This window comes from Microbacterium sp. ARD31 (assembly GCF_031844425.1).
This window is the reverse complement of sequence record NZ_JAUZVE010000001.1, coordinates 894,222-915,773: the sequence shown is the minus strand read 5'-3', so window position 1 is coordinate 915,773 and position 21,552 is coordinate 894,222. Positions and strand designations below refer to the sequence as shown.

Genomic DNA, 21,552 nt, shown 5'->3' with positions numbered 1-21,552 from the left:
CCGAGGGCTGTCGCGCTTGCGCAACTAAGAGCGAGTTCGGAAAGTATTGGTCCCGCTCGCGGTGGGCATGTCCGGGCGCCGCAGGGGAGAATGAGCGCGTGCCCCGAGCGATGTCGCTGAGATGGCAGCTGCTGCTGCTGCAAGCCTTCATCGTCTGCGTCGTCATCGTCATCACCGGGGTCGTCGCGATCTCCCTGCAGGAGGGATCGATCCGCGAGTCCTACCGGGAGCGGATGGTGGGGGTGGCCCTCTCGATCAGCAGGCTCCCCTCCATCGCCGAGGCGTTCGACGACCCCGACCCGAGCGCCACGATCCAACCGCTCGCCGAGGTCATTCGCGAGGCATCCGATCTCACCTACGTCGTCGTGACGGATGCCGCCGGCATCCGCTACTCGCATCCGAACGAGGACCGCATCGGCGAGGCCGTGTCGACCGACCCGTCGGCACCGCTGTCGGGTCAGGTGTGGTCGGGAACCGAGACGGGGACGCTCGGCGAGTCGTACCGCGTGAAGGTGCCGCTGTACGCCGGCGGCGCCGTCTCGGGCGAGGTCATCGGATCCGTCTCGGTCGGCGTGCTCGAGTCGGAGCTCGCCGCCGACGTGCAGTCGCGGCTGCCATGGCTGCTCCTCGCGCTCGGCGGCTCGGCCGTCGTCGGCGTGTTCGGTGCAGCCGGGGTCGCGACCCTCATCCGTCGTCGCATCCTGGGCCTCGAGCCGGAGCAGATCGCCGAGCTCGTGGCCGAGCGCGAGACGATGCTGCACCGTCTGTCGGAGGGGGTGGTCCGCGTGGACCGCGACGGGGTCGTCGCGAGCGCGAACGACGCCGCCGTGCGCCTGCTCGGGGCGGGACCGCTCATCGGCGAGCGAGCCTCGGACGTGCTCGAGGGACCGATCCACGAGGTCCTCGTCAACGGGGAGCGCGAGGGGCGCCTCGTCCTCGCCGGGGAGCGTCCGCTCATCGCCCGAGCGACGGGTCTGTACGACGACGACGGCAAGCCGGTCGGCGGCACCCTGCTGCTGCGCGACCATACCGAACTCCACCAGGCGGTCCGCGAGATGGATGGCCAGCAGTCGCTCACCGACGGACTGCGCGCGCAGGCGCACGAGTTCGCCAATTCGATGCACGTCGTGTCGGGGCTCCTCGAACTCGGGGCCTGGGACGACGCACGCGACTTCATCGCGCGGATGCAGCCGGGCGGCTCGCTCGACATCGGCGCCGCCAGCGAGCAGCTGGGGCCCGAGCTCGCGGCTCTCCTCTCGGCGAAGCTCGCGCGCTCGCGCGAACTCGGCATCACGTTCTCCATCGACGCCGAGGGCATGGTCCCCGCTGCTGTGACCGGGGACCTCGTCACGGTGGTCGGCAACCTCGTCGACAACGCGTTCGACGCGTGCCGCGCCGGCGACACGCTCGCGCTCGCCGTGCACGCCGGCGCCGAGGGCGTCAGCGTCGTCGTCGAGGACAGCGGGCCCGGTGTCGATCCCGCGCTCGCGGACCGGGTCTTCGACGAGGGGGTCAGCACGAAGGATCCGAGCGCCCGCACCCGCGGCGTCGGCCTCGCCCTCGTCCGCCGCATCGCCCGGCGCCACTCTGGCGACGTCGTCCTCAGCCGGTCCGCCCTCGGCGGGGCGCGCTTCGCCGTCGTCCTCCCCGTCCCCGCGAGGGTCTCGTGAGCCTCCGCGTCCTGGTCGTCGACGACGCCCCCGCCGTCGCCCAGCTGCACGGCCGCTTCGTCGACGCCCATCCGCAGTGCGAACTCGTCGGCACGGCGGCATCCGGTCCCGATGCCGTCGACGCCATCCGCTCCCTCGAACCCGACCTCGTGCTGCTCGACGTGCACCTGCCCGGCTTCTCGGGTATCGAGGCGCTCCGTGCGGTGAGAGCGGATGCCGCCGTCCGCCAGCCCGAAGTCGTCGCCGTCACCGCGGCCCGCGACGTCGAGACCGTCCGCGACGCGCGGCTCATGGGCGTGCGGCACTACATCGTGAAGCCGTTCACCGCCCACGACCTCCACCAGCGGATCGACGACGTCATCGCCGAGCGGGGAGCCGCGGCATCCGGCGGCACCCTCGACCAGACCCGGATCGATGCCGTCATGCGGCCCTCTGCCCGGCGCTCGCTGCCGAAGGGGCTGACACGCGAGACGCTCGAGCTCGTGCACGACGCGCTGCGCCGCCTCGGCGGCGGGACGGCCGCCGACCTCGCCGCGGAGCTCGGCCTCTCGCGGGTGAGCTGCCGGCGCTACCTCGAGCACCTCGCCGACGAGGGCGCCGCCCGCCGCACGATGGACTACGCGACCGCCGGGCGGCCGAGCACGCGATACGTCGTGTGAGCGGTGGATAGCCTGACGGGATGACGACCACCTTCGCCGAGGTCACGCGTGTGCGCTGCGCGCCGGAGGTGCTGTTCGACCTCTCGCTGTCGATCGACGCGCACCTCGACTCCATGCGGCGGTCGCGCGAGCGCGCCGTCGCCGGGGTGACGAGCGGGACGATCGGGCTGGGGGAGAGCGTCACCTGGCGCGCCCGCCACTTCGGCGTGATGTGGACGATGACCTCGCAGATCACCGCGCTCGAGCGCCCGCGTCGGTTCGTCGACGAGCAGGTGCGCGGACCGTTCCGGGTCTTCCGTCACGAGCACCGGTTCGACCGGGACGGGGACGTCACGGTCATGACCGACACCGTGACCCTGCGCTCGCCGCTGCTCGGGGTGATCGTCGAACCGCTCCTGCTGCGCCCGTACATGCAGCGGCTGATCCGTACGCGGAACGCGGTGCTGGTCCGGAAAGCCGCCGCGGCCTCGGGTGGCCGGGCGGCTGACGCGGCTGCCGTGGCTGCTCCTCGCGCTCGGCGGCTCGGCCGTCGTCGGCGTGTTCGGTGCAGCCGGGGTCGCAGCGCTCATCCGGCGCCGCAGGGTCATCTGGTCGCTGCGGCAGGTGATTGACGGCGTGAGACGTTGCCGCGGTGACCACCACTCAGCACACCGGCTCAGCGGGCGAGCTGCTCGTGCAGTACGGGCTGTCTGCTCCGGTGGCACCGTGGCCCTCTCGCTCAGCGTGACCGAAGAGCGCCTGCGCCTCTGGTTGAAAGACGGGGATGGCGATGGCTAGAGGAGGCCATGCCGGTCGCGTCAACGCCGGCCTGCCTTAGCTCCGAACGAATGTGTGAGGGGGAAGCGAACGCCGCTCAGCATTTGCCTCCCCCTCGCCGGTGTGCCCGTCGCTAGGGACGCACCACGTTCACCGTCACCGGCGCGCTTGTGGCGCTGCCGGCGGCGTTCGTGAACTCGACTCGATAGGTGTGCTTTCCCTTGCCGGCTCCGGTCACTTCAGCTCGTGCCGTCTGTGCGGTTGGGGTGCGGGGTGTGAGCGTTCCTTCGGCGATAACGGTGTCTCCCTCGATGAACCGGTAGCTGGTGGCGTTGGTCCCCCACCAGAGGTTGGCGGTGAGGGTGTAGCTGCCGTCGCCGTCGTAGTTGTTGTGGCTGAGGGCGGGAGTTGCTGGAGTGGCCTGTGCCACCTTGACAGTGATACTCGAGGTAGTTGTCACGCCCTTCGAATTGACGAGCTCGCCCGTGTACACGTAGGTGCCGTTCTTCTTCCCGGTGATGGGAACGCTCGCGGTTTGTGCGGCGGTGCCGCCGTATTCGAGCGGAACAGTGGCGATGAGCGTGCCGTTCTCGTAGAGCCGGAAGCTTGTCGCGTTCTGCCCCGACCACAGGTTCATGGTGACGTTGTAGTCGCCGTCGGCGAGGCCGGTGTCCCACCCGTTGTCGTGCGAGAGCGTCCCCTTGGCTGGTTTGGCGGTCGCGCCATCGGGAACGGTCACCGTGGCGGACCAGTCCGATCTCGGGGACTCGCCGGCCGCATTGACTGCGGTGACGGCGAACCGAGCTGTCGTGCCGGGTTTCAGTCCAGTCACGGTGGCTGTGGGTGAGGTCGTGGTGGCCACGGGTGCGTCTACTCCTTCCTTGTAGACGCGGTACTCAGTGATGGGGGAGCCGCCGTCGCTGGCCGGTGTCGTCCAGGCGATGGTTGCGCCTCCGGTCTTTGCGGTGGCGGTCACTGCGGTGGGTGCGCCCGGAGCCTCGATGGCGGGCGGGACCTTCCACATGGTGGGTGTGATGGGTGTGACGCTGATGCTTTCGATCACAGCTGCGCCTCCCGTGGACCATGCGCTGATCTGGTCAGCACCGGCGTTGGGGAATACCTGGTCGGTGATGGTGGTGCGCCCGTCCGCGGTGAACAATTCGACGGACGCCCGGTCGAGGTAGGCCTCGAGGGTGATGGTGCCGTCTTCGAGTGCGACCGGTGCATCCTGAACGGACGCGAAGGCCGGGTGGAAGTCCACGTTCCCGGAGTCGCGTCGATCGACGAAGACCCGACCGGTGGTGGTGTCGTAGCCGATGTGGGTGCCGGAGGTGGAGTCGCCGAAGATGGTGATCCCGGCCTGTTCCGCATCTCCCGGACGCAGCGTGACGTCAATCTTCACAACGTCTCCGTTCAGCTTGAGATCCGTCTCGCCGTCGATGCTCACGTCGGTAAGGGTCTGCGTGTTCGCGGTGTCGAGCTGGTCATCGATATGCGCCACTACCTTCTGGGTGAGACGCGGACCGTCCTCGGTACTGGTGAGGGTGACCTCGCGGGGAAGTGCCATCGAGCTGCGCCACGGGGAGGTGGGGATGTCGTTGGCGTAGTCCCAGTTGTTCATCCACCCCTGCATTACGCGGTAGTTCTCGTCGGGGGTGCCGGAGTACGACACCGTGGCGTAGTAGTCACGACCCCAGTCGAGCCAGTCGTAGCTTTCCAGCCGTGTGGGTGCGGCCTGGTCAGCGAACATCACCTGGTCGAGGAGGATGTGCCCCCATCCGGAACGGTTATTGTCCACGACACGGATGGTGGCTTGCTGTCCCTCGAACTCGGTGACGTTCCAGCTTGCCCAGTCGAGGGTTTCGCTGTTGGAGCCTGTCGCGGAGCGCACAACTTCACCGTCGACGATGAGGTTGACAGAGGTCTCGTCCGTGCGCACCTTGGCGGGGGTATCACCGACGACGACATGGTCGAAGGTGAGGTGACCCCATCCGCCGGTGGCGTCGTCACGGATTCGGATCTGTGCCTGCTGGCCGGCGAAGTCCGACACGTCCCAAGACGCCCAGTTCAATGCGCCGGCCTCAGGGCCGGTCTGTGATCGCACGACCTGTCCGTCGACGACGAGCTCGGCCTGCAGGGTGCCGTCGGAGCGCTTTCCGCCGCCGATGAGGAATGACACGTAGTCGCCGTCCAGAGCGAACGTGGGCGAGAGGAGCTCGCCGGTGTTGTCGTCGCCCCGCGGGCCGCCCTCCCACGTGTTGATCCGCTTTGCGCCCAGGTAGTACTCGCCGCCCGCGGTGGAGGGGTTGCGTGTCGGGTCGGTGGCGAAGTCGCCGGTGATCTGCCATCCCGTGTCTGCCAGGGTTTGCCCGTCCGCGGTTTCGAAGTCGAAGACGGTCGTGCCGGCCGGGGGTTCGTTGGTGAGTTGGGCGTCGTTGACGTGAGGGTGGCGACCGCCGCCGACGAGGAGGTTGATGTGCGAGTCGGACACGGTGAACGCGGGAGACTCGAGGGTGCCGACCGGCCAGTCGCCGTCGTGGAAGCCGTTCACCAGTCCCGCGCCGATGAAACCGGTGACAGGGTTCTGACCGTCCAGGGTTCCTGCTGCCGGTGCGAGACCCCAGGGGCCGTCCTTCCAGTTACCCGGTTCGTTGGCAACTGTCCATCCGTCGAAGTCGCCATCGTCGAAGCCTGCGAAGACGTCTCCGACAGGGGTGTCCTGCGCGCCCTGGGTGGTTTCGCTGGTGAAGGTGGTGCCGTCGAAATCGCCGACGAAGTACTGTCCGCCGCTGCCACCAGCAACTGCTCCGGGGTTGAGGTTCACGACCATGACCCACTTGGTGTTGGTCGGGTCGCCGTCCACGGGCAACTCGAACAGGTCAGGGACCTCCCAGATGCCGCCGGTCGAGTTGGCGGGGCCGAAGTCGGAGAGGTGTTCCCAGTCACGCAGGTTCGAGCTCTTGTACAGCACGACCTTGTGGTCTACCGCTTCGACGGCGACCATGATCCAGTATGCGCCGGCGGGTCCGTCGTACCAGAACACCTTCGGATCGCGGAAGTTCGCTGATCCGCGGTCCAGGACTGGGTTCTGTTCGAACTTGGTCCAGGTGTAGCCGTCGTCGAGGCTGTACGCGAGGGACTGTGCTTGCCGGCCGGCGAGGGTCGGATGGGTGGGTTCGTATGCGCTTGTGTAGACGGCAACGAGGGGCGTGTTGGTGCCGTCTCCGAATCCGGAGGTGTTGTTCGTATCGACGACGACGGAGCCGGAGAAGATGCTCTCGATGGCCTCCCCCTGGTCGTTCAGTGTCTGCGGGATGGCCAGAGGTTGTTCTGTCCAGGTGAGCAGATCCGGGCTCGTGGCGTGTCCCCAACTCATGTTGCCCCACCGGTCACCGCTGGGGTTGTGCTGGAAGTACAGGTGGTAGACGCCGTCGTGGAAAACGAGACCGTTGGGATCGTTCATCCAATTGCGCTCGGGGGAGAAGTGCACCAGGGGGCGGTACGCCTCGTCGCCAGGGGGGACGTCCGCTGCGTGAGCCCGGGGGGTGGCCACCGCTCCCAGCGACGCGGCCAGCGCGACGGCGATGACGGTGGCGATCGGTCGTGCGCGGTTCCGAGCCGACGCCGGTCTGGTGGTCCAGTGTTGTGTGCGAGTGTTCACACGCGCTCCTTTGTGCGTGCCGCCGTGAAGCAGCTGTTGACATCGATGTCAGGTCACTGAGTCAGACAGTAAATCCTGTCTACCGGACAATGCAACGACGAAATTTGACCGCGGTGTCATTCGATGTCAGCGCGTGGGAACTGTCAGCGTGCGGAGCGTGGTGCTGTGATCTCGCCGCTTCCTCGCGTGATGAGTGTGGTTGGGACGACGATGTGTTCCGGTCCGCTGTCGTCTCCGTCCAGACGGGCGAACACGCGCTCTGCAGCTACCCGTCCGATCTCGTATGGGTTCTGGGCGATAACTGAGATGCCGGGGTCGAGGAGGTCGGCGAGGGGCACGTCGTCAAAACCGATCAGTGCAATGGAGTGTTGAAGCCGAGCCTCGCGTAGTGCGTGTACGGCTCCGACGGTGACGAGGTTCTGTGCGCTGAAAACGGCCGTAGGCGGTTCCGGGGAAGCAAGCAGCTGGCGGAGGGCTTCGTGCGCTGCGCGTTCGTCGTGCAGTCCCATGACGACGGAGGTGTCCGCTGTCGGAATTCCAGCTTCGCCGATCGCGTCGAGAAAGCCCCGGTGCCGTTCGGCAGCGGTCTCGAGGTCGCTGCGGTCGGCAAGCAGGGCTATCCGGTGGTGACCGTGGCGGATCAAGTGCGCGGTGGCTCGTGCGGCACCGGAGCGATTATCGCTCGTGACGGAGTCGAGATCGACGTCGACTGGTTTCCTGTCGATGAATGCGGCGGATATGCCGCGACTGTGCAGGGTGCCAACGTAATCGGGCCGGGGTCGGGCGGTCGTCAGAATCAGCCCATCGACGCGGCGCTGAAGAAACGCGCGAACGGCTGAGTCCTCTCGGCTCGGATCATCGTCCAGGCTCGAGGCGAATACCGCGGTCTGCCGGTGCGCAGCTGCGTCTTCGACGGCACGTTGAATCGAGCCGGAGAAGGGGTTGTCCACGCTACCGACAAGTAGGCCCAGCGTCTTCGTACGCCCGTCGACGCGTCGCAGACTTCCAGCCTGGAGGTCGATCTGGTAGTCCAACGCTCGCACCGCAGCGTTCACACGGGAGGCGGTGTCCGCGGACACATTCGGCTCGTTGTTCAACACGCGCGAGACCGTTTTCACGCCCACACCCGCCAGGGCTGCTACCTGCTTCATGGTCGTCCGTTGCGTGCGGCTGCGGGGACTGGACGGGTTCGACATCGTTGTCACATTCTCATCACTCTCTGTTGCCGTACTTGACGCTATCGCAGGAGTGCAGTACGAACGTTTCTTGACATCGATGTCAGTCGGACGTCGAAGGCCCGAGAGGAATTCAATGAGGAATCACATGAACGCCAAGCGTCCCGCCCTGGCACTCGCAGCTGTTTCGACCGTGGCGGTTCTTGGTCTGGCCGGTTGTGCCGGTGGAGGCAACGGAAGCACCGGCGGGCAAACCGGCGACGGCGGCAGCGACGAGATCGGGGTGTCGCTGATCGTCAAGACGAACTCGAACCCGTTTTTCGTCGCCATGCAGGAAGGCGCACAGGCGGCGGCGGAGGAGAACGGCGTCAGCCTGACGCTCGCGGCCGGCAAGGAGGACGGCGACGAGGACACTCAGATCCAGGCGATCGAAGCGGCCATCTCCAAGGGCGATGCCGGTATCCTGATCACCCCGAATGGGCCCGCGGTGCTCGATGCGGTCGAGAAGGCGCGCGACGCAGGTCTGTTCGTCATTGCACTGGATACCGTCCCGGATCCTGCCGACGCCGTGGACATCACCTTCGCCACCGACAACTTCCTGGCCGGGCAGTACATCGGGCAGTGGACGGCTGAGACTCTGGCCGGCGGAGACGCGGTCATCGGTCTCATCGACCTGTTCGACGACAAGGTCGTGAGTGTCGACTACAACCGCAACCAGGGCTTCCTCGACGGACTGGGCATTGACCTCGGTGACGACGCCACCAACGGTGATGAAGAGCCCAGTGGCACGTACAGCGGTGGTCAGGGCGGCGACTACACCATCGTCGGCAACGAGGCATCGCAGGGCGCGGAGGACGGCGGGCGCACCGCGATGGAGAATCTCCTCGCCAAGAACCCCGACATCAACGTGGTTTACACCATCAACGAGCCGGCCGCCTACGGCGCGTACCAGGCCCTCGAGGCTGCCGGAAAGGGCCCCGACGATGTCATCATCGTCTCCATCGACGGCGGCTGCGCGGGAGTCGGACAGGTGGCTGAGGGGGTCATCGACGCCACGAGCCAGCAGTATCCGGTAGCGATGGCCGAGCTCGGGGTCGAGGCCATCGTCGAGCTGGTGAACACCGGAACGGCACCGGAGACGACCGAGGGTCTGGACTTCTTCAACACCGGTGTCGCGCTCGTCACCGACACCCCCGTCGACGGGGTGGAGTCCATCGACACCACCGAAGCCGCAGACATCTGCTGGGGCGGCGAGTAATCACCAGCCCCACTCGGGTCGCGGCCGGTCCCATCAACCGGCCGCGACCCGCCCGACCGAACCCATTAGGCGCCAGCGGCGTCGCCATCGACGGAAGTGACCTGTGACCCAACCCGCCCCGCCCACCTCGACGCTCGATCTGGCCGCCGAGTTCCTCGACCGTCGCACTCCTTTGGACCGCATCCGTGGAGTGCTGCACCGCTATCCCGCGATCAGCCCCGCGATTGTGCTGATTCTCGCGATCATCGTCTTCGGGAGCATCAACCCTCGTTTCTTCGCTCCTGCCAATCTCTCCCTCGTGCTCGACCAGGTCTCCGTGGTGGGCACGGTCGCGATCGCACAGACACTCATCATTCTCACCGCCGGGATCGACCTCTCCGTCGGGGCGGCAATGATTCTGGCCTCGATGGTGATGGCGCAGACCAGCTACCAGAACGGCTTCCCCGCGCCCATCGCTCTGCTCGTCGGTCTCGTGGCTGCTCTCGCTGCCGGAGCTCTCAACGGGTTCCTCGTTACGCGGGTGAAGCTGCCCCCGTTCATCGCGACACTCGGCACCTTCAACGTATTCGTGGCGTTGACACTCTTGTACAGCGGTGGTCAAACCATCCGTCGAGCTGAGATGCCCGAGCTGCTCACGTGGACAGGTACCGCCTTCCCCATCGGGGACGTCCGGCTTACCGTCGGTGTGCTGATCATGCTCGGCCTGTACGCCATCGTCGCGTACGTCCTGGGCCGCACCGCCTGGGGCCGGCACGTGTACGCCGTCGGTGATGATGCAGAGTCCGCCCGGCTGGCCGGTATCTCCACCAGCAAGGTGCTGATGAGCGTCTACGTCGTCGCCGGTGCGGTGCTCGCCGTCGCCGCATGGATCCAGATCGGCCGATCCGGGGCGGCAAGCCCCAACGCCGGCGCCGACCTCAACCTCGATTCCATCACCGCCGTCGTCATCGGCGGCACCTCCCTCTTCGGCGGCCGCGGACTGATCTGGGGCACACTCCTGGGCGCAGTCATCGTCGGAGTGTTCCGCAACGGGCTGTTCCTCGCCGGCGTCGATGGCCTCTACCAGACTCTCGCCATCGGAATTCTTGTCATCGTGGCCGTTGCCGTTGACCAGTGGATCAGAAAGGTACGCAAGTGACCCTCATCGAAGACGCCGTCACCCCTGAACCCACACCAGCGGGTACGCCGGTGCTGGAAGCGAAACGACTCGTGAAGACCTTCGGCCGTGTCGTCGGCTTGGACGGAGTGAGCCTGCAACTGCATGCTGGCGAAGTCCTCGCAGTCATCGGCGACAACGGCGCGGGAAAATCGACCCTGATCAAATGCCTCACCGGTGCCTACATCCCAGACGAGGGCGCGCTGCTCCTGGATGGTGAGCGCGTGCATTTCAAGCGCCCGCAGGACGCGCGCTCCGCCGGCATCGAGACGGTCTACCAGAACCTCGCCGTCTCACCCGCGCTCGATGTCGCTTCCAATCTGTTCCTGGGACGGGAGCGCCGCAAGCCTGGTTTGGCTGGGTCGGTGTTCCGAGCCCTGGACAAGAACGGGATGCGCAAAGAAGCCCGCGACCAGGTGCAGAAGCTTGGTATCTCTACGCTGCAGGACGTGACCGTTGCCGTGGAGAACCTCTCCGGTGGACAGCGACAAGCTGTGGCCGTGGCCCGTGCGGCTGCGTTCGGATCGAAAGTCGTCATTCTCGACGAACCGACCGCTGCGCTAGGCGTCCGCGAGTCCAATCAGGTTCTCGAACTCATCAGCCGGCTCAAGGAGCATGGTGTGCCGGTCATCCTGATCTCTCACAACATGCCGCACGTGTTTCAGGTTGCTGACCGTATCCATGTGCAGCGTCTCGGGAAGAAAGCTGCGACGATCACACCGCAGTCTCATTCCATGACCGACGCTGTCGCCATCATGACCGGGGCTGCCACCGCATGACCGACCTCGAAACGGGACGCGTGACACGGGAAGCAGAAGTCGTCCTGTACGCCGAGTTCACTGCGAAGCTTGCGCACGTCCGAGAAGTCGAGGACCTGATCCTCGCTTACGCTGAAGTCGTCCGCAGCGAACCCGGGAACGACCTGTTCGAGGTGTACCGCAAGAGCGACTCGACGCAGTTCGTCGTCTTCGAGAAGTACCGTGACCGCGCCGCCTTCGATGCGCACCTCGCAGCCGCGGAGGGGCAGACGTTCAACGACGCGCTCGCACCGCTCGTCGAGGGATCCGGCAGCGAGCTCACGTTCCTCACCAGATTGGACCAGCAGTGACCGATGCGGCCGCGTCATTCGTTCCAGAGGTGCTGGTCATCGGCGAAGCTCTCGTCGATGTCGTGGAAAAAGGTTCTTGGGCGACCGAACACGTGGGCGGAAGCCCCGCGAACGTTGCTGTCGGGCTGGGCCGCAGAGGTGTTCCGACGGCGCTCCTGACCCAGATCGGTGACGACCTGTACGGCCAAGTCATCGCCGATCATCTCGCTTCCTCGCACGTACATGTGTTGCCTCACTCGATCACGACGCGGCCAACATCCACCGCTGCCGCTCATATCGGTACCGACGGACAGGTGCAGTACGTCTTCGACGTTCATTGGGACAGCTTCGCGCCTCCGCAGACTGCAGCTCGACTCATCCACACTGGATCGATCGCGGCATTCCTTCACCCGGGGGCGACCGCGGTGCAGGAGACACTCGAGCAGGCCGGTGAGATCGAGATCACCTTCGACCCGAACATCCGACCCGCATTGCTCGATGAACATACGTCGTCTGTGGAGGCGTTCGAGAAGACTGCCAATTTGGCCACTGTCGTCAAGATGAGCGACGAGGACGCATCTTGGCTGTACCCCCTTCAAGACATCGACTTCACGATAGATGCCGTACTCGAGCTCGGGCCACGACTGGTCGCGATCACCCTCGGCGCCGAAGGGGCCGTGATTGCCACACCCAGCCACCGGGTTCGCATCCCGGCGGAGGCGGTTCACGCGATCGACACGATCGGTGCGGGGGACACCTTCATGGCCTCGATCATCTACTCGGTGCTGCAAACCGGCACGCGCGATCTAGATCGCACACAGCTTATCCGCCTCGGCGCTGACGCTGTACATGCTGCCGCTATCACCGTTTCCCGCGCCGGCGCAGATCTCCCCTGGGCACACGAGATAGATCAACACGCCCCTTCGTGCACCGGATAGTTGACCCGCTATCGCGAGGATCAGGCGGATCCCGGGCGGCGACGGGCTGGCACGTCAGACAGCAGCACACCTCAAAGTATCGGGAGGCGATTTCCACTGGCTGGGGCAACCGCATCGGCCTGCACGGGCCGCGGCCTATGCTCGTCATCTGGCACATCATCACCGGGCGGGGGAGGCCCTCGGCAGCCGCCTGCTGCGGTGAGCTGCGGCACATCTGCACGATCGGTGGGGCCCGTGTGTCCTCGAGCGACGCCGGAGGCGTCACCGTCTCCATGAGTGCTGCGGCGGTCGCCGGAGGCGTGCGTGAACCGGGCTAGGTTGGCTGGATGACGGCGACCTTCACCGAGGTGACCCGTGTCGCGTGCACGCCGGAGGTGCTGTTCGACCTCTCGCTGTCGATCGACGCGCACCTCGACTCCATGCGGCGGTCGCGCGAGCGCGCTGTCGCCGGGGTGACGAGCGGGACGATCGGGCTGGGGGAGAGCGTCACCTGGCGCGCCCGCCACTTCGGCGTGATATGGACGATGACCTCGCAGATCACCGCGCTCGAGCGGCCGCGTCGGTTCGTCGACGAGCAGGTGCGCGGACCGTTCCGGGTCTTCCGTCACGAGCACCGGTTCGAGCGGGACGGGGACGTCACGGTCATGACCGACACCGTCACCATGCGCTCGCCGCTGCTCGGGGTGATCGTCGAACCGCTCCTGCTGCGCCCGTACATGCAGCGGCTGATCCGTACGCGGAACGCGGTGCTGGTCCGGAAAGGCGCCGGGGCTTCGGGTGGCCGGGCGGCCTGACGCGACGACTCTGACCGTCCACCGGGGATTTCGGCGTCGCGCGCGATAGCGTGGGAGCGCGTCCGTCGCGCACCGAGAGGAATCCATGAGCACTGGCAGTGAACCGACACACGCCTCCGCGCACGTCACCGGTGGGTCGGCAAGGTTCACGACGGTCGACGGCGCCGAACAGACCCTCGACGCTCCTGACGCCGACGGCGCGCGCCGCCTCATCGTCGACCGGGTGAGAGCGGATGCCGCGGCCGCCGGCACGGCGATCGAACTGCGCACGAGCGGCGACCGCGGTGAGCATCGCCTGATCGTGGGACCTTCGGGTGAGATCGACGTCGAGGTGGATGACCGCACCGTCACCCGTGCGGAGCTGCGCCAGCAGGCGTGGTGGACCACGGACCCCGAGCCGGTGCACGAGGCCGAGGCTGACGAGGACGACGCTTCCGCCCCGGAGCCTGAGCCCGAGGTGGATGGCGCGGAGCCCGCGCTCGTCGCCGAGGTGCCGGCGTTCTTCCCGCCGTCGTCGAACCCTCTCCCGGAATCCGCCGAGCGGCCCCCCGTCTTCGACAGCGGGGACGACGACGACCTCGACGAGGACGACGCGGCGCCGGCCGAATGGGCGCCCGCCCGCGTGACCGAAATCCCCGCAGCCGCCCCGGCGACGGGAACCGACTCCGTCGACGTCGCGCGCGCGGACGAGCCGCAGCCCGGAGCCGATCCGGAGCCCGCGGACGAACCGGAGCCCGCAGCCGACCCGCACAGCACAGCGACCGCCACGCCCGAGGCGCCGGCCCCCACCGACGGCGCACCCGCGCCCGAGACCGCGTTCGAGGCATCCGCCTCCAACGGGTCCCGTCCGTCGTTCATCGAGCCTCCCGAGGTCCACCCCGCCACCGTTTCGGGCTGGCGCTCGTTCTTCGTGCGGATCGGCATCCCGATCAAGCCGTCGAAGGCGGAACTCGCGCGCGCCGAGCGCGAGAAGGCCGTCTCGCGCCAGTGGGCCGGATGCCGCGCCATCGCCGTCGCCAACGGCAAGGGCGGCGTCGGCAAGACCATGACGACCGCGGTGCTGTCGGCGGTGTTCGCGCGCCATGGCGGCGGCAACGTCCTCGCGTGGGACAACAACGACACCCGCGGCACCCTGGGGTGGCGCACCGAGCAGGGCGACTACGACACGACGATCCGCGACCTGCTCCCCGAAGCATCGCGGCTGCTCGAGGCGACCGCATCCGTCTCCGACATCGCACGATTCGTTCATCACCAGTCCGTCGACCGCTACGACGTGCTGCGCTCGAACCCCGAACTGCTCGCGGCCGACCAGCGCATCACGACCGCCGACTTCGACCTGCTCGCGCAGGTCGCGGCGCGGTACTACCGCATGGTCATCTTCGACTCGGGCAACGATGAGTCGGCCGACCGCTGGCTGCGCATGATCGATTCGGCGCATCAGCTCGTCGTCCCGACCCTCGCCGCCCCCGAGTCGGCCGAATCCGCCGCCCTGCTCCTCGACGCGCTGCGCAAGCGCGACGAGCACTCGCGCCGCCTCGCCGACGGCGCCGTGGTCGTCGTCGGGCAGTCCGAGCGTGCCGGCATCGGCGCCGCGCAGCGCATCGCCGCCGGCTTCGAGGGTCACGTCCGCGCGGTCGAGATCATCCCGTTCGACGACGCGCTCAAGGCCGGCCGCATCCGGTACGACGCCCTGCAGTCGCGCACGAAGGACGCCTGGATGCGCGCCGCCGCCGCTGTCGCGAACGGCCTGTGAGCGGGCGTCCGAGTCGTGCGTCTCGCGACAGCGGTGATGCTGGTCGTCGCGGTGCTGACCGGAGCGATCCTCCTGGGGGGACTCTGGCTCGACACCCGCGAGAGCGCGGACGCCCGCTGCCTCGCGGCTGAGATCCCTGCCGGCGTCGCCGTGTCGGAAGTGGCGCTGATCTCCGCCGAGGCGACGGCATGGCCGGTCGGACGCCGCTGCGAGTGGCAGGCGGCTTCGGGCGACGGCGTCGTCGTGACGCAGACGGGATGGCCGCGGACGATCGGCTTCGCCGTGGTCGGTGCGCTGTCGGCGTGCGTCGCGATCCTCGGGATGCGGCGACGTCGGCCGGCCACGATCGCGCCGCTCGCCGTCTGCCTCGTCATGTACGGCCTTGCGGTCTTCTGGGCGGGCTGACCGCACCGCCCCTGGGGGAGGATGGGGAAATGACCGGTGAGACGGACGCCACGCGGCTGATCGAGGTCGCCACGCGGCTGAGCGTGGCTCCCGCCGGTGATTTCGTCGCGTTGCGCACCGCAGCCGCGGCGGAGGCATCCGACAAGGATCTCGCGGCCGCGATCAAGAAGCTCCGCAAACCGGTCCTCGCCGCCTGGGTCGTCAACCTGCTCGCCTCAGATGACCCCGACGCGCTCACCTCGGCCGCCGAGCTCGCCGACGAGTTCCGCGAAGCAGTGGATGTCGGCGATGCTCGCGCTCTCGCCGATCTCACCCGGCGCCGTCGCAGCATCCTCCGTGACCTCGTCGATCGCGCCGTGCGGCGTGCGGGCGAGCGCGGTGTCGAGGTAGGCGGCACCATCCGCACCGCAGTCGAGCAGACCCTCGACGCCGCGCTGCGGGATCCGGATGCCGCGGCTGCCGTCGCGAGCGCCCGGTTGCTACGCCCCATCGAGGCGACCGGAATGGACGCGCCCGACCTCTCCGACGCGGTCTCGGGACCCTTCGACGTCGCCTCAGCCCGGCCCGAGCCGACCGACGACCTCGCCGAGCGTCGCGCGGCCCGCGAGGCCGCGCGGGCGGCGGCCGAGGCGCGACGTCACGCCGAGAGTCTCGAGCGCGACCTCGATCGCATCGAGGACCGCTGGCAGGCGGCGCAGGAGAGGGCGTCGTCGCTCGAGGACCGCCTGGCGGAACTCGACCGTGAGCGCGCCCGTCTCGAGGACGATGCCGAGCGGGCACGCGCCGAGGTCGAGGACCTTGCCGAGCAGCGCCGCCGAGCCCGTACCGCCGCGACGAAGGCACGGTCCGCGGCCGACCGTGCGGCCGACTGATCAGCCGCGCGCGCGGTGCTGGTCGAGTGCGGTCGTGGCGGTCGACCAGACGAGGGTCTGCGCGACCTCCTCGGCCCGGTCGTACCGCGGCCCCGTGAGGACCACGTAGACCGCGCCGACGACGTCGATGTAGCCGGCGACCTCGCCGGCGATCCGGACCTCGTAGCGGTCCTCCGCGATCAGGTCCCACTGGATACGCGACGCTCGGGGTGCGGCATCCGCCGGTCGACGCGTCGGCAGTGCGCGCAGCGTCTCCGAATCCACGAACATGTTCTGCACCTCGTTCCGCTCACCCCGTCGACACGTATCCCAGGTGATCACCATCGCCCCGCGCACCCGCGGCGGAGGGGATTGACGCGACTCGGGGCGCGCGCTACCCGACGGCGGGCGAGCGTTCCGCGGCCTCGCGGACGGCCGTCGTGACCGTCTCGAGGAGCGGCGACGAGAGGTTCCAGCGCTGCCAGAACAGGGGGACCTCGACCGTGTCGTCGGCCAGAATGACGAGCGAGCCGTCGGCGACACCCGCCTCGAATTGGCCGGGCAGCAGCATCCCCCACCCCAGGCCGATCGTGATCGCCTGCGCGAACTCGGCCGACGCGCTGATGATGTGGCGGGGGGCGTCCCGCCGGGCGCCGTGTCGGCGTGCGAACGCGCTCTGCAGCGTGTCGTGACGGTCGAAGTCGACGCGCGGTGCGGCTTCGAGCGCGGCCCGCCCGAGCCCCTGCGGGAACCACCGATCGGCGAAGCCCCGCGTCGCTACGGCGGTGTACCGCATCCGCCCCAGGGGTGAGGAGACGCATCCGGCCACCGCGTCGCGCTGCGAGGTGACGGCCGCCATGACCGTGCCCGCCGCGAGCAGCTGCGCCGTGCGTTCCTGGTCCTCGCGGTGCAGCTCGAACGTGACCGGGTGCGCGGCGGTGACGGCGGTGAGTGCCGGGAGGAACCAGGTGATGAGCGAGTCGGCGTTGACGGCGAGCGGCACCACTGCCGAGCCCGCATCGTCGCCCAGGACGGCGCGGGCGTCGTGCTCGAGCAGGTCGAGCTGACGCGCGAGGCGCACGAGCGGCTCGCCCGCCTCCGTCGCGGTAACCGGTTTGGTCCGTCGCAGCACCACCCGTCCGACCCGCTGCTCGATGACGCGGATGCGCTGGCTCACCGCGCTCGGGGTGATCCCGAGCCGTGCGGCCGCGCGATCCAGCGTGCCGGCGTCGACGGCGGCGGCCAGCGTGCGCAGGTGCTCGAACGGGATGTCCATGCCACCAGCGTAGTGAAGCGATGCTACAGATGATGCAGAATCCTTCGCTGTACTGCAGAAGACGAGCTGCCTACCGTGGGACCTGTGACTCCCGAACTCGCCGCCTTCCTCTCGGGCCTCGGACTCTGCCTCGGTCTCATCGTCTCGATCGGCGCGCAGAACGCGATCGTGCTGCGCCAGGGTCTGCGGCGCGAACACGTGGGGATCGTCGTGCTCGTCTGCGTCGTCAGCGACGCGATCCTGCAGACCCTCGGCGTCGCCGGCGTCGCGACCCTCGTCACCGCCCACCCGTGGCTCGAGACGATCGCGCGGTGGGCGGGTGCGGCCTTCATCGTCGGGTTCGCGTTCGTCAGTGCGCGTCGAGCCTGGCGTGGCGGCGGCAGCCTCGAAGCCGCTGAGCCGGAGACCCCGACGGATGCCGCGACCCCCGGCACCGTCCTCGTCCGGCCGCGCGCGGCGACGAGGACCGCGACGCTCCTGACCATCCTCGCCGTCACCTGGTTGAACCCCCACGCGATCGTCGAAACGACCGTCGTGCTGGGGTCGGTGGCGGCGACGCACGGTGACGCGCGTTGGTTCTTCCTCGCCGGCGGCGTCGTCGGCAGCACCCTCTGGTTCGTGGTGTTCGGCTACGGCGCGCGCTACCTCGCGCCGCTCCTGCGCACGGCACGCGCGTGGCGCATCCTCGACGCCGGCATCGCCGTCATCATGCTCGTCATCGCCGTCAGCCTCGTCCTCGGCTGATCGGGCGGGGATGCCGCGGCGCGGCGACCGTCAGTGCGCGGCGTCGTACGCGTCGAGCACCTGCGCCGGCACGCGACCGCGCTCCGAGACCTGGTAGCCGTTCTTCGCGGCCCACTCGCGGATCGGCGCGTAGTCGCGCTGCCCGGCTCGCTTCTGCTTGCGGCCGCCGCCGTTCGACGAGGTGGCCGCGCGTGAGGTCGTCCCGCGCGACGAGACACGACGCGCGGCGTCGATGTACGGCGCCAGGACGTCGCGCAGGGCGTTCGCGTTGTCGTGGGTGAGGTCGATCTCGTAGGCGGTGCCGTCGAGGGAGAAGAGCACGGTCTCTCCGTCGCCGACCTCGAGGACGGTGCCGTCCAGGTCGTCGACGAGTTGATGCACGATTTTGCGGGCCATGCGCTCACCCTAGTGGCGCGCGTGCTCGCTACGGCAGAAGTCCGGCCCGGCGCGCCTTGGCGACGGCGGCGTGGCGGGTCGAGGCATCCAATTTCGCCATCGCCGCCTGCAGGTACGACTTGACCGTCCCCTCGCGCAGCGACAGCGACGCGGCGATCTCGGCATTGGTGGCGCCGAGCGCGCAGCAGGCGAGCACATCGAGCTCGCGCGGCGAGAGGGCGACGTCGAGCGATGCCTCGGCCGCCGCCGGTCGCGACATCCCCGCGAGGCGTTTCTCGACCGCCGCGATCCGCTCCCGCAGGTCGGGGTCGGTGACGGATGCGGCGATGCTCCGCAGCTCGGCGTAGCTTTCGCGCAGATCCTCCTGCGCGGAGGCGGGCAGGGCGGGTTCGGCGGGCGTCAGCGCGGCGACGCGACGGTCGACCTCCTCGCGGACGCGCAGCTCGGTCGCGAGCATGTCGGCGGCGCGGAAGGCGGGCCGGCTGACGAGATCTCCGACGGGGCCGGGGGTCCACGACCCGCAGTAGACGATGCCGCGCGGGCGGCCGGTGACGACGACGGGCACGGCCAGCAGGGTCGAGATGCCTTCGCCGAGGATGGCGCGGTCGTAGTCGTGCGTGATCGTGCGCGCGGTGCGGTAGTCCAGGGCGAGGCGGGGTCGCTTCTCGATCATCGCGGCACCGCCCAGACCGCGACCGGCTTCGACGACGAGTCCCTCGATGCTGCGGGTGCGGGTGCCCGAGATCGCGGTGACGTGGACGGCGCCGCCGCGTTCGAGACCGCCGAAAACGACGGGAAAACGCGTCTGACGGGCCAGATCGGACACGGCTCGGGAGACGAGCCGCGTGTCCGCGTCGCTCTCGACCGACGATCCCACGCGTACCTACTTCCGGGGGTGACGGCACCTCTGCCGCCTTCGTACGGTCGAACCTACCACGCGGCCGATTCCCAGGAACGGCTCGTGCGAGCACCGTCGCTCACCCCATGAGGCAAGGAGGCCACATGTCGTCCCAGTCACCCCACGGAGGCGTGGAAGGGAGTGCCATCGACTACGTCGCGGTCGAACGATCGCCGCGGTTCGTCGAGCTGAAGAAGAAGCACCGCAGCGTCGTCTTCCCGCTGGCCGTGCTCTTCCTCATCTGGTACTTCGTCTACGTCCTGCTCTCGTCCTTCGCTCCGGACTTCATGGCGCAGGAGGTGTTCGGTCACATCACCATCGGCCTGCTCCTGGGCCTCGGACAGTTCGTCACCACGTTCGCCATCACGATGGGCTACGTCGCCTTCGCGAACCGCAAGCTCGACCCGATCTCCTCCGAAATCCGGGCAGACCTCGAACGGCAGGAGGCCCGATGACCCCCGTGCTCCTCGCCGCGGCCCCCGCCGGCGCCGCGACGAACAACCCCGTCCTCAACATCTCGATCTTCGGCGCATTTGTCGCGGTGACGCTGTTCATCGTCATCCGCGCCAGTCGCAACAACAAGACGGCCGCCGACTACTACGCCGCAGGCCGCTCCTTCACGGGTCCGCAGAACGGGTTCGCCATCGCCGGCGACTACCTGTCGGCGGCATCCTTCCTCGGCATCGTCGGCGCGATCGCGATCAACGGCTACGACGGGTTCCTCTACTCGATCGGCTTCCTCGTCGCGTGGCTCGTCGCGCTGCTGCTGGTCGCCGAGCTCATGCGCAACACGGGCAAGTTCACGATGGCCGACGTCCTGTCGTTCCGTCTGAAGCAGCGCCCGGTGCGGCTCGCCGCGGCGATCACGACGCTCGCGGTCTGCTTCTTCTACCTGCTCGCCCAGATGGCCGGTGCGGGTGGTCTCGTCTCGCTGCTGCTGGGGATCACCGAGCAGATCGGGCAGTCGATCGTCGTCGCCGTCGTCGGCGTGCTGATGATCGTCTACGTCCTCATCGGTGGCATGAAGGGCACGACGTGGGTGCAGATCGTCAAGGCGTTCCTACTCATCGGCGGCGCCATCGTCATGACGATCTGGGTGCTCGCGATGAACGGGTTCAGCCTCGACACGCTCCTCGAGGCGGCCGTGCAGAAGTCGACGACTGACCCGCAGGACGCGATTCTCGGCCCTGGCCTGCAGTACGGCGCCAACCCGTGGGACTTCATCTCCCTCGCGATCGCGCTCGTGCTCGGCACCGCGGGGCTGCCGCACGTGCTCATGCGCTTCTACACGGTGCCGACTGCCAAGGAGGCGCGCCGGTCCGTGGTCTGGGCGATCTGGCTGATCGGCCTCTTCTACCTGCTGACGCTCGTCCTGGGCTACGGCGCCGGCGCCATCGTCGGCTCCGAGACGATCAAGGCGGCGCCCGGTGGCGTCAACTCCGCCGCGCCGCTGCTCGCCGAGGCCCTCGGCGGACCGGTGCTGCTCGGGTTCATCTCGGCGGTCGCGTTCGCCACGATCCTCGCGGTCGTCGCCGGGCTCACGATCACGGCCGCGGCATCCTTCGCGCACGACATCTACGCGAACGTCGTGAAGAAGGGGAACGTGCCGCCGGACGGCGAGGTCAAGGTCGCCCGTCGCACGGTCATCGTGATCGGTGTGCTCGCGATCCTGGGTGGCATCGGCGTGCAGGGGCAGAACGTGGCGTTCCTCGTCGCGCTGGCCTTCGCGGTCGCCGCCTCGGCCAACCTGCCGACGATCCTGTACTCGCTGTTCTGGCGCAAGTTCACGACGCGCGGCGCCGTGTGGAGCATGTACGGGGGACTCGCGACCGCGATCGTGCTCATCGTCCTGTCGCCCGTCTTCTGGGGCACCGAGACGAGTGTGTTCAAGAACGTCGGCACGGCGATCTGGACGCTCAACAACCCGGGCATCGTCTCGATCCCGGTGGGCTTCCTCCTCGGCTGGCTGGGGTCGGTGACCTCCCGCAAGGCCGAGGACGCCACGAAGGCCGCCGAGATGGAGGTCCGCTCGCTGACCGGGTACGGCGCCGAGAAGGCGGTCGACCACTAAGAGC

At 68.3% G+C, this 21,552-nt stretch carries 21 protein-coding genes; 15 read left to right on the top strand and 6 right to left on the bottom strand.

The genetic code is table 11. The annotated features are described in order from the left end of the window. Positions 1 to 98: 98 nt before the first annotated feature. From Q9S36_RS04590 to Q9S36_RS04580, 3 genes are read left to right on the top strand one after another with little or no spacing between them, the layout of a single operon-like run. Positions 99 to 1,670 (top strand): ATP-binding protein, encoded by a 1,572-nt coding sequence (locus Q9S36_RS04590; RefSeq protein WP_311284105.1) that lies wholly within the window; start codon positions 99 to 101, stop codon positions 1,668 to 1,670. After that, positions 1,667 to 2,329 carry a response regulator gene (locus Q9S36_RS04585; RefSeq protein WP_217532227.1) on the top strand — a complete coding sequence of 221 codons (663 nt, stop codon included), beginning with the start codon at positions 1,667 to 1,669 and terminating at the stop codon, positions 2,327 to 2,329. Before Q9S36_RS04590 ends, Q9S36_RS04585 begins: the two co-directional genes overlap by 4 nt. A gap of 20 nt (positions 2,330 to 2,349) precedes the next feature. Beyond that, positions 2,350 to 2,940 carry an SRPBCC family protein gene (locus Q9S36_RS04580; RefSeq protein WP_311284104.1) on the top strand — a complete coding sequence of 197 codons (591 nt, stop codon included), beginning with the start codon at positions 2,350 to 2,352 and terminating at the stop codon, positions 2,938 to 2,940. A 278-nt stretch (positions 2,941 to 3,218) separates the two neighbouring features. On the opposite strand, the gene Q9S36_RS04575 is transcribed toward Q9S36_RS04580, so the two are convergent. Beyond that, the gene (locus Q9S36_RS04575) at positions 3,219 to 6,548 is read right to left on the bottom strand and encodes a GH32 C-terminal domain-containing protein (RefSeq protein WP_396653726.1); all 3,330 of its coding nucleotides are present in this window, start codon (positions 6,546 to 6,548) and stop codon (positions 3,219 to 3,221) included. Between the two features lie 341 nt (positions 6,549 to 6,889). Further along, positions 6,890 to 7,897, bottom strand: coding sequence for a LacI family DNA-binding transcriptional regulator (locus Q9S36_RS04570; protein WP_311284103.1), 1,008 nt, complete (start codon positions 7,895 to 7,897; stop codon positions 6,890 to 6,892). Between the two features lie 172 nt (positions 7,898 to 8,069). Here Q9S36_RS04570 and Q9S36_RS04565 point away from each other — a divergent pair, with 172 nt between their 5' ends. The 9 genes from Q9S36_RS04565 to Q9S36_RS04525 all read left to right on the top strand — a co-directional run bounded on the left by Q9S36_RS04565 (position 8,070) and on the right by Q9S36_RS04525 (position 16,184). Further along, positions 8,070 to 9,179: a substrate-binding domain-containing protein gene (locus Q9S36_RS04565; RefSeq protein ID WP_311284102.1), complete on the top strand. Its 1,110-nt coding sequence runs from the start codon at positions 8,070 to 8,072 to the stop codon at positions 9,177 to 9,179. A gap of 103 nt (positions 9,180 to 9,282) precedes the next feature. Further along, the gene (locus Q9S36_RS04560) at positions 9,283 to 10,317 is read left to right on the top strand and encodes an ABC transporter permease (RefSeq protein ID WP_311284101.1); all 1,035 of its coding nucleotides are present in this window, start codon (positions 9,283 to 9,285) and stop codon (positions 10,315 to 10,317) included. Next, the gene (locus tag Q9S36_RS04555) at positions 10,314 to 11,114 is read left to right on the top strand and encodes an ATP-binding cassette domain-containing protein (protein ID WP_311284100.1); all 801 of its coding nucleotides are present in this window, start codon (positions 10,314 to 10,316) and stop codon (positions 11,112 to 11,114) included. The genes Q9S36_RS04560 and Q9S36_RS04555 overlap by 4 nt, the downstream gene beginning before the upstream one ends. Then, on the top strand, positions 11,111 to 11,443 hold the full coding sequence (locus Q9S36_RS04550) for an antibiotic biosynthesis monooxygenase (protein WP_311284099.1): 333 nt from the start codon (positions 11,111 to 11,113) through the stop codon (positions 11,441 to 11,443). Before Q9S36_RS04555 ends, Q9S36_RS04550 begins: the two co-directional genes overlap by 4 nt. After that, a complete protein-coding gene (locus Q9S36_RS04545) occupies positions 11,440 to 12,360 on the top strand; it encodes a carbohydrate kinase (protein WP_311284098.1) in 921 nt (306 codons plus the stop codon). The genes Q9S36_RS04550 and Q9S36_RS04545 overlap by 4 nt, the downstream gene beginning before the upstream one ends. Positions 12,361 to 12,686: 326 nt before the next feature. After that, complete coding sequence (locus Q9S36_RS04540; protein WP_311284097.1) at positions 12,687 to 13,154, top strand: SRPBCC family protein; 468 nt, start codon at positions 12,687 to 12,689, stop codon at positions 13,152 to 13,154. An 85-nt stretch (positions 13,155 to 13,239) separates the two neighbouring features. After that, a complete protein-coding gene (locus Q9S36_RS04535; RefSeq protein ID WP_311284096.1) occupies positions 13,240 to 14,907 on the top strand; it encodes an AAA family ATPase in 1,668 nt (555 codons plus the stop codon). Between the two features lie 15 nt (positions 14,908 to 14,922). Continuing rightward, on the top strand, positions 14,923 to 15,312 hold the full coding sequence (locus Q9S36_RS04530) for a hypothetical protein (RefSeq protein ID WP_311284095.1): 390 nt from the start codon (positions 14,923 to 14,925) through the stop codon (positions 15,310 to 15,312). Positions 15,313 to 15,341: 29 nt separating this feature from the next. After that, the gene (locus tag Q9S36_RS04525; RefSeq protein ID WP_311284094.1) at positions 15,342 to 16,184 is read left to right on the top strand and encodes a hypothetical protein; all 843 of its coding nucleotides are present in this window, start codon (positions 15,342 to 15,344) and stop codon (positions 16,182 to 16,184) included. Here Q9S36_RS04525 and Q9S36_RS04520 read toward each other — a convergent pair whose 3' ends face one another. Next, positions 16,185 to 16,454, bottom strand: coding sequence for a hypothetical protein (locus tag Q9S36_RS04520; protein ID WP_217532311.1), 270 nt, complete (start codon positions 16,452 to 16,454; stop codon positions 16,185 to 16,187). A 103-nt stretch (positions 16,455 to 16,557) separates the two neighbouring features. Further along, positions 16,558 to 17,439 carry a LysR family transcriptional regulator ArgP gene (locus tag Q9S36_RS04515; RefSeq protein WP_311284093.1) on the bottom strand — a complete coding sequence of 294 codons (882 nt, stop codon included), beginning with the start codon at positions 17,437 to 17,439 and terminating at the stop codon, positions 16,558 to 16,560. An 84-nt stretch (positions 17,440 to 17,523) separates the two neighbouring features. On the opposite strand from Q9S36_RS04515, the gene Q9S36_RS04510 reads away from it, so the two are divergent. After that, positions 17,524 to 18,183 (top strand): LysE/ArgO family amino acid transporter, encoded by a 660-nt coding sequence (locus Q9S36_RS04510; RefSeq protein WP_374209348.1) that lies wholly within the window; start codon positions 17,524 to 17,526, stop codon positions 18,181 to 18,183. Positions 18,184 to 18,213: 30 nt separating this feature from the next. On the opposite strand, the gene Q9S36_RS04505 is transcribed toward Q9S36_RS04510, so the two are convergent. Together Q9S36_RS04505 and Q9S36_RS04500 are read right to left on the bottom strand one after the other, a co-directional pair. After that, a complete protein-coding gene (locus Q9S36_RS04505; RefSeq protein WP_064001623.1) occupies positions 18,214 to 18,579 on the bottom strand; it encodes an Lsr2 family protein in 366 nt (121 codons plus the stop codon). A gap of 28 nt (positions 18,580 to 18,607) precedes the next feature. Next, positions 18,608 to 19,456, bottom strand: coding sequence for a LuxR C-terminal-related transcriptional regulator (locus Q9S36_RS04500; protein ID WP_311284092.1), 849 nt, complete (start codon positions 19,454 to 19,456; stop codon positions 18,608 to 18,610). A gap of 125 nt (positions 19,457 to 19,581) precedes the next feature. On the opposite strand from Q9S36_RS04500, the gene Q9S36_RS04495 reads away from it, so the two are divergent. Next, positions 19,582 to 19,932: a DUF485 domain-containing protein gene (locus tag Q9S36_RS04495; protein ID WP_197471567.1), complete on the top strand. Its 351-nt coding sequence runs from the start codon at positions 19,582 to 19,584 to the stop codon at positions 19,930 to 19,932. After that, a complete protein-coding gene (locus Q9S36_RS04490; RefSeq protein ID WP_311284091.1) occupies positions 19,929 to 21,548 on the top strand; it encodes a sodium:solute symporter family transporter in 1,620 nt (539 codons plus the stop codon). The genes Q9S36_RS04495 and Q9S36_RS04490 overlap by 4 nt, the downstream gene beginning before the upstream one ends. Positions 21,549 to 21,552 lie beyond the last annotated feature (4 nt).

Coding starts and splice junctions, on each gene's coding strand:
- Q9S36_RS04580 (WP_311284104.1), top strand. CDS start 2,350: ATGACGACCACCTTCGCCGAGGTCACGCGTGTGCGCTGCGCGCCGGAG.
- Q9S36_RS04575 (WP_396653726.1), bottom strand. CDS start 6,548: ATGAACGATCCCAACGGTCTCGTTTTCCACGACGGCGTCTACCACCTG.
- Q9S36_RS04570 (WP_311284103.1), bottom strand. CDS start 7,897: ATGAAGCAGGTAGCAGCCCTGGCGGGTGTGGGCGTGAAAACGGTCTCG.
- Q9S36_RS04565 (WP_311284102.1), top strand. CDS start 8,070: ATGAACGCCAAGCGTCCCGCCCTGGCACTCGCAGCTGTTTCGACCGTG.
- Q9S36_RS04550 (WP_311284099.1), top strand. CDS start 11,111: ATGACCGACCTCGAAACGGGACGCGTGACACGGGAAGCAGAAGTCGTC.
- Q9S36_RS04540 (WP_311284097.1), top strand. CDS start 12,687: ATGACGGCGACCTTCACCGAGGTGACCCGTGTCGCGTGCACGCCGGAG.
- Q9S36_RS04535 (WP_311284096.1), top strand. CDS start 13,240: ATGAGCACTGGCAGTGAACCGACACACGCCTCCGCGCACGTCACCGGT.
- Q9S36_RS04525 (WP_311284094.1), top strand. CDS start 15,342: ATGACCGGTGAGACGGACGCCACGCGGCTGATCGAGGTCGCCACGCGG.
- Q9S36_RS04520 (WP_217532311.1), bottom strand. CDS start 16,454: ATGTTCGTGGATTCGGAGACGCTGCGCGCACTGCCGACGCGTCGACCG.
- Q9S36_RS04515 (WP_311284093.1), bottom strand. CDS start 17,439: ATGGACATCCCGTTCGAGCACCTGCGCACGCTGGCCGCCGCCGTCGAC.
- Q9S36_RS04505 (WP_064001623.1), bottom strand. CDS start 18,579: ATGGCCCGCAAAATCGTGCATCAACTCGTCGACGACCTGGACGGCACC.
- Q9S36_RS04495 (WP_197471567.1), top strand. CDS start 19,582: ATGTCGTCCCAGTCACCCCACGGAGGCGTGGAAGGGAGTGCCATCGAC.
- Q9S36_RS04490 (WP_311284091.1), top strand. CDS start 19,929: ATGACCCCCGTGCTCCTCGCCGCGGCCCCCGCCGGCGCCGCGACGAAC.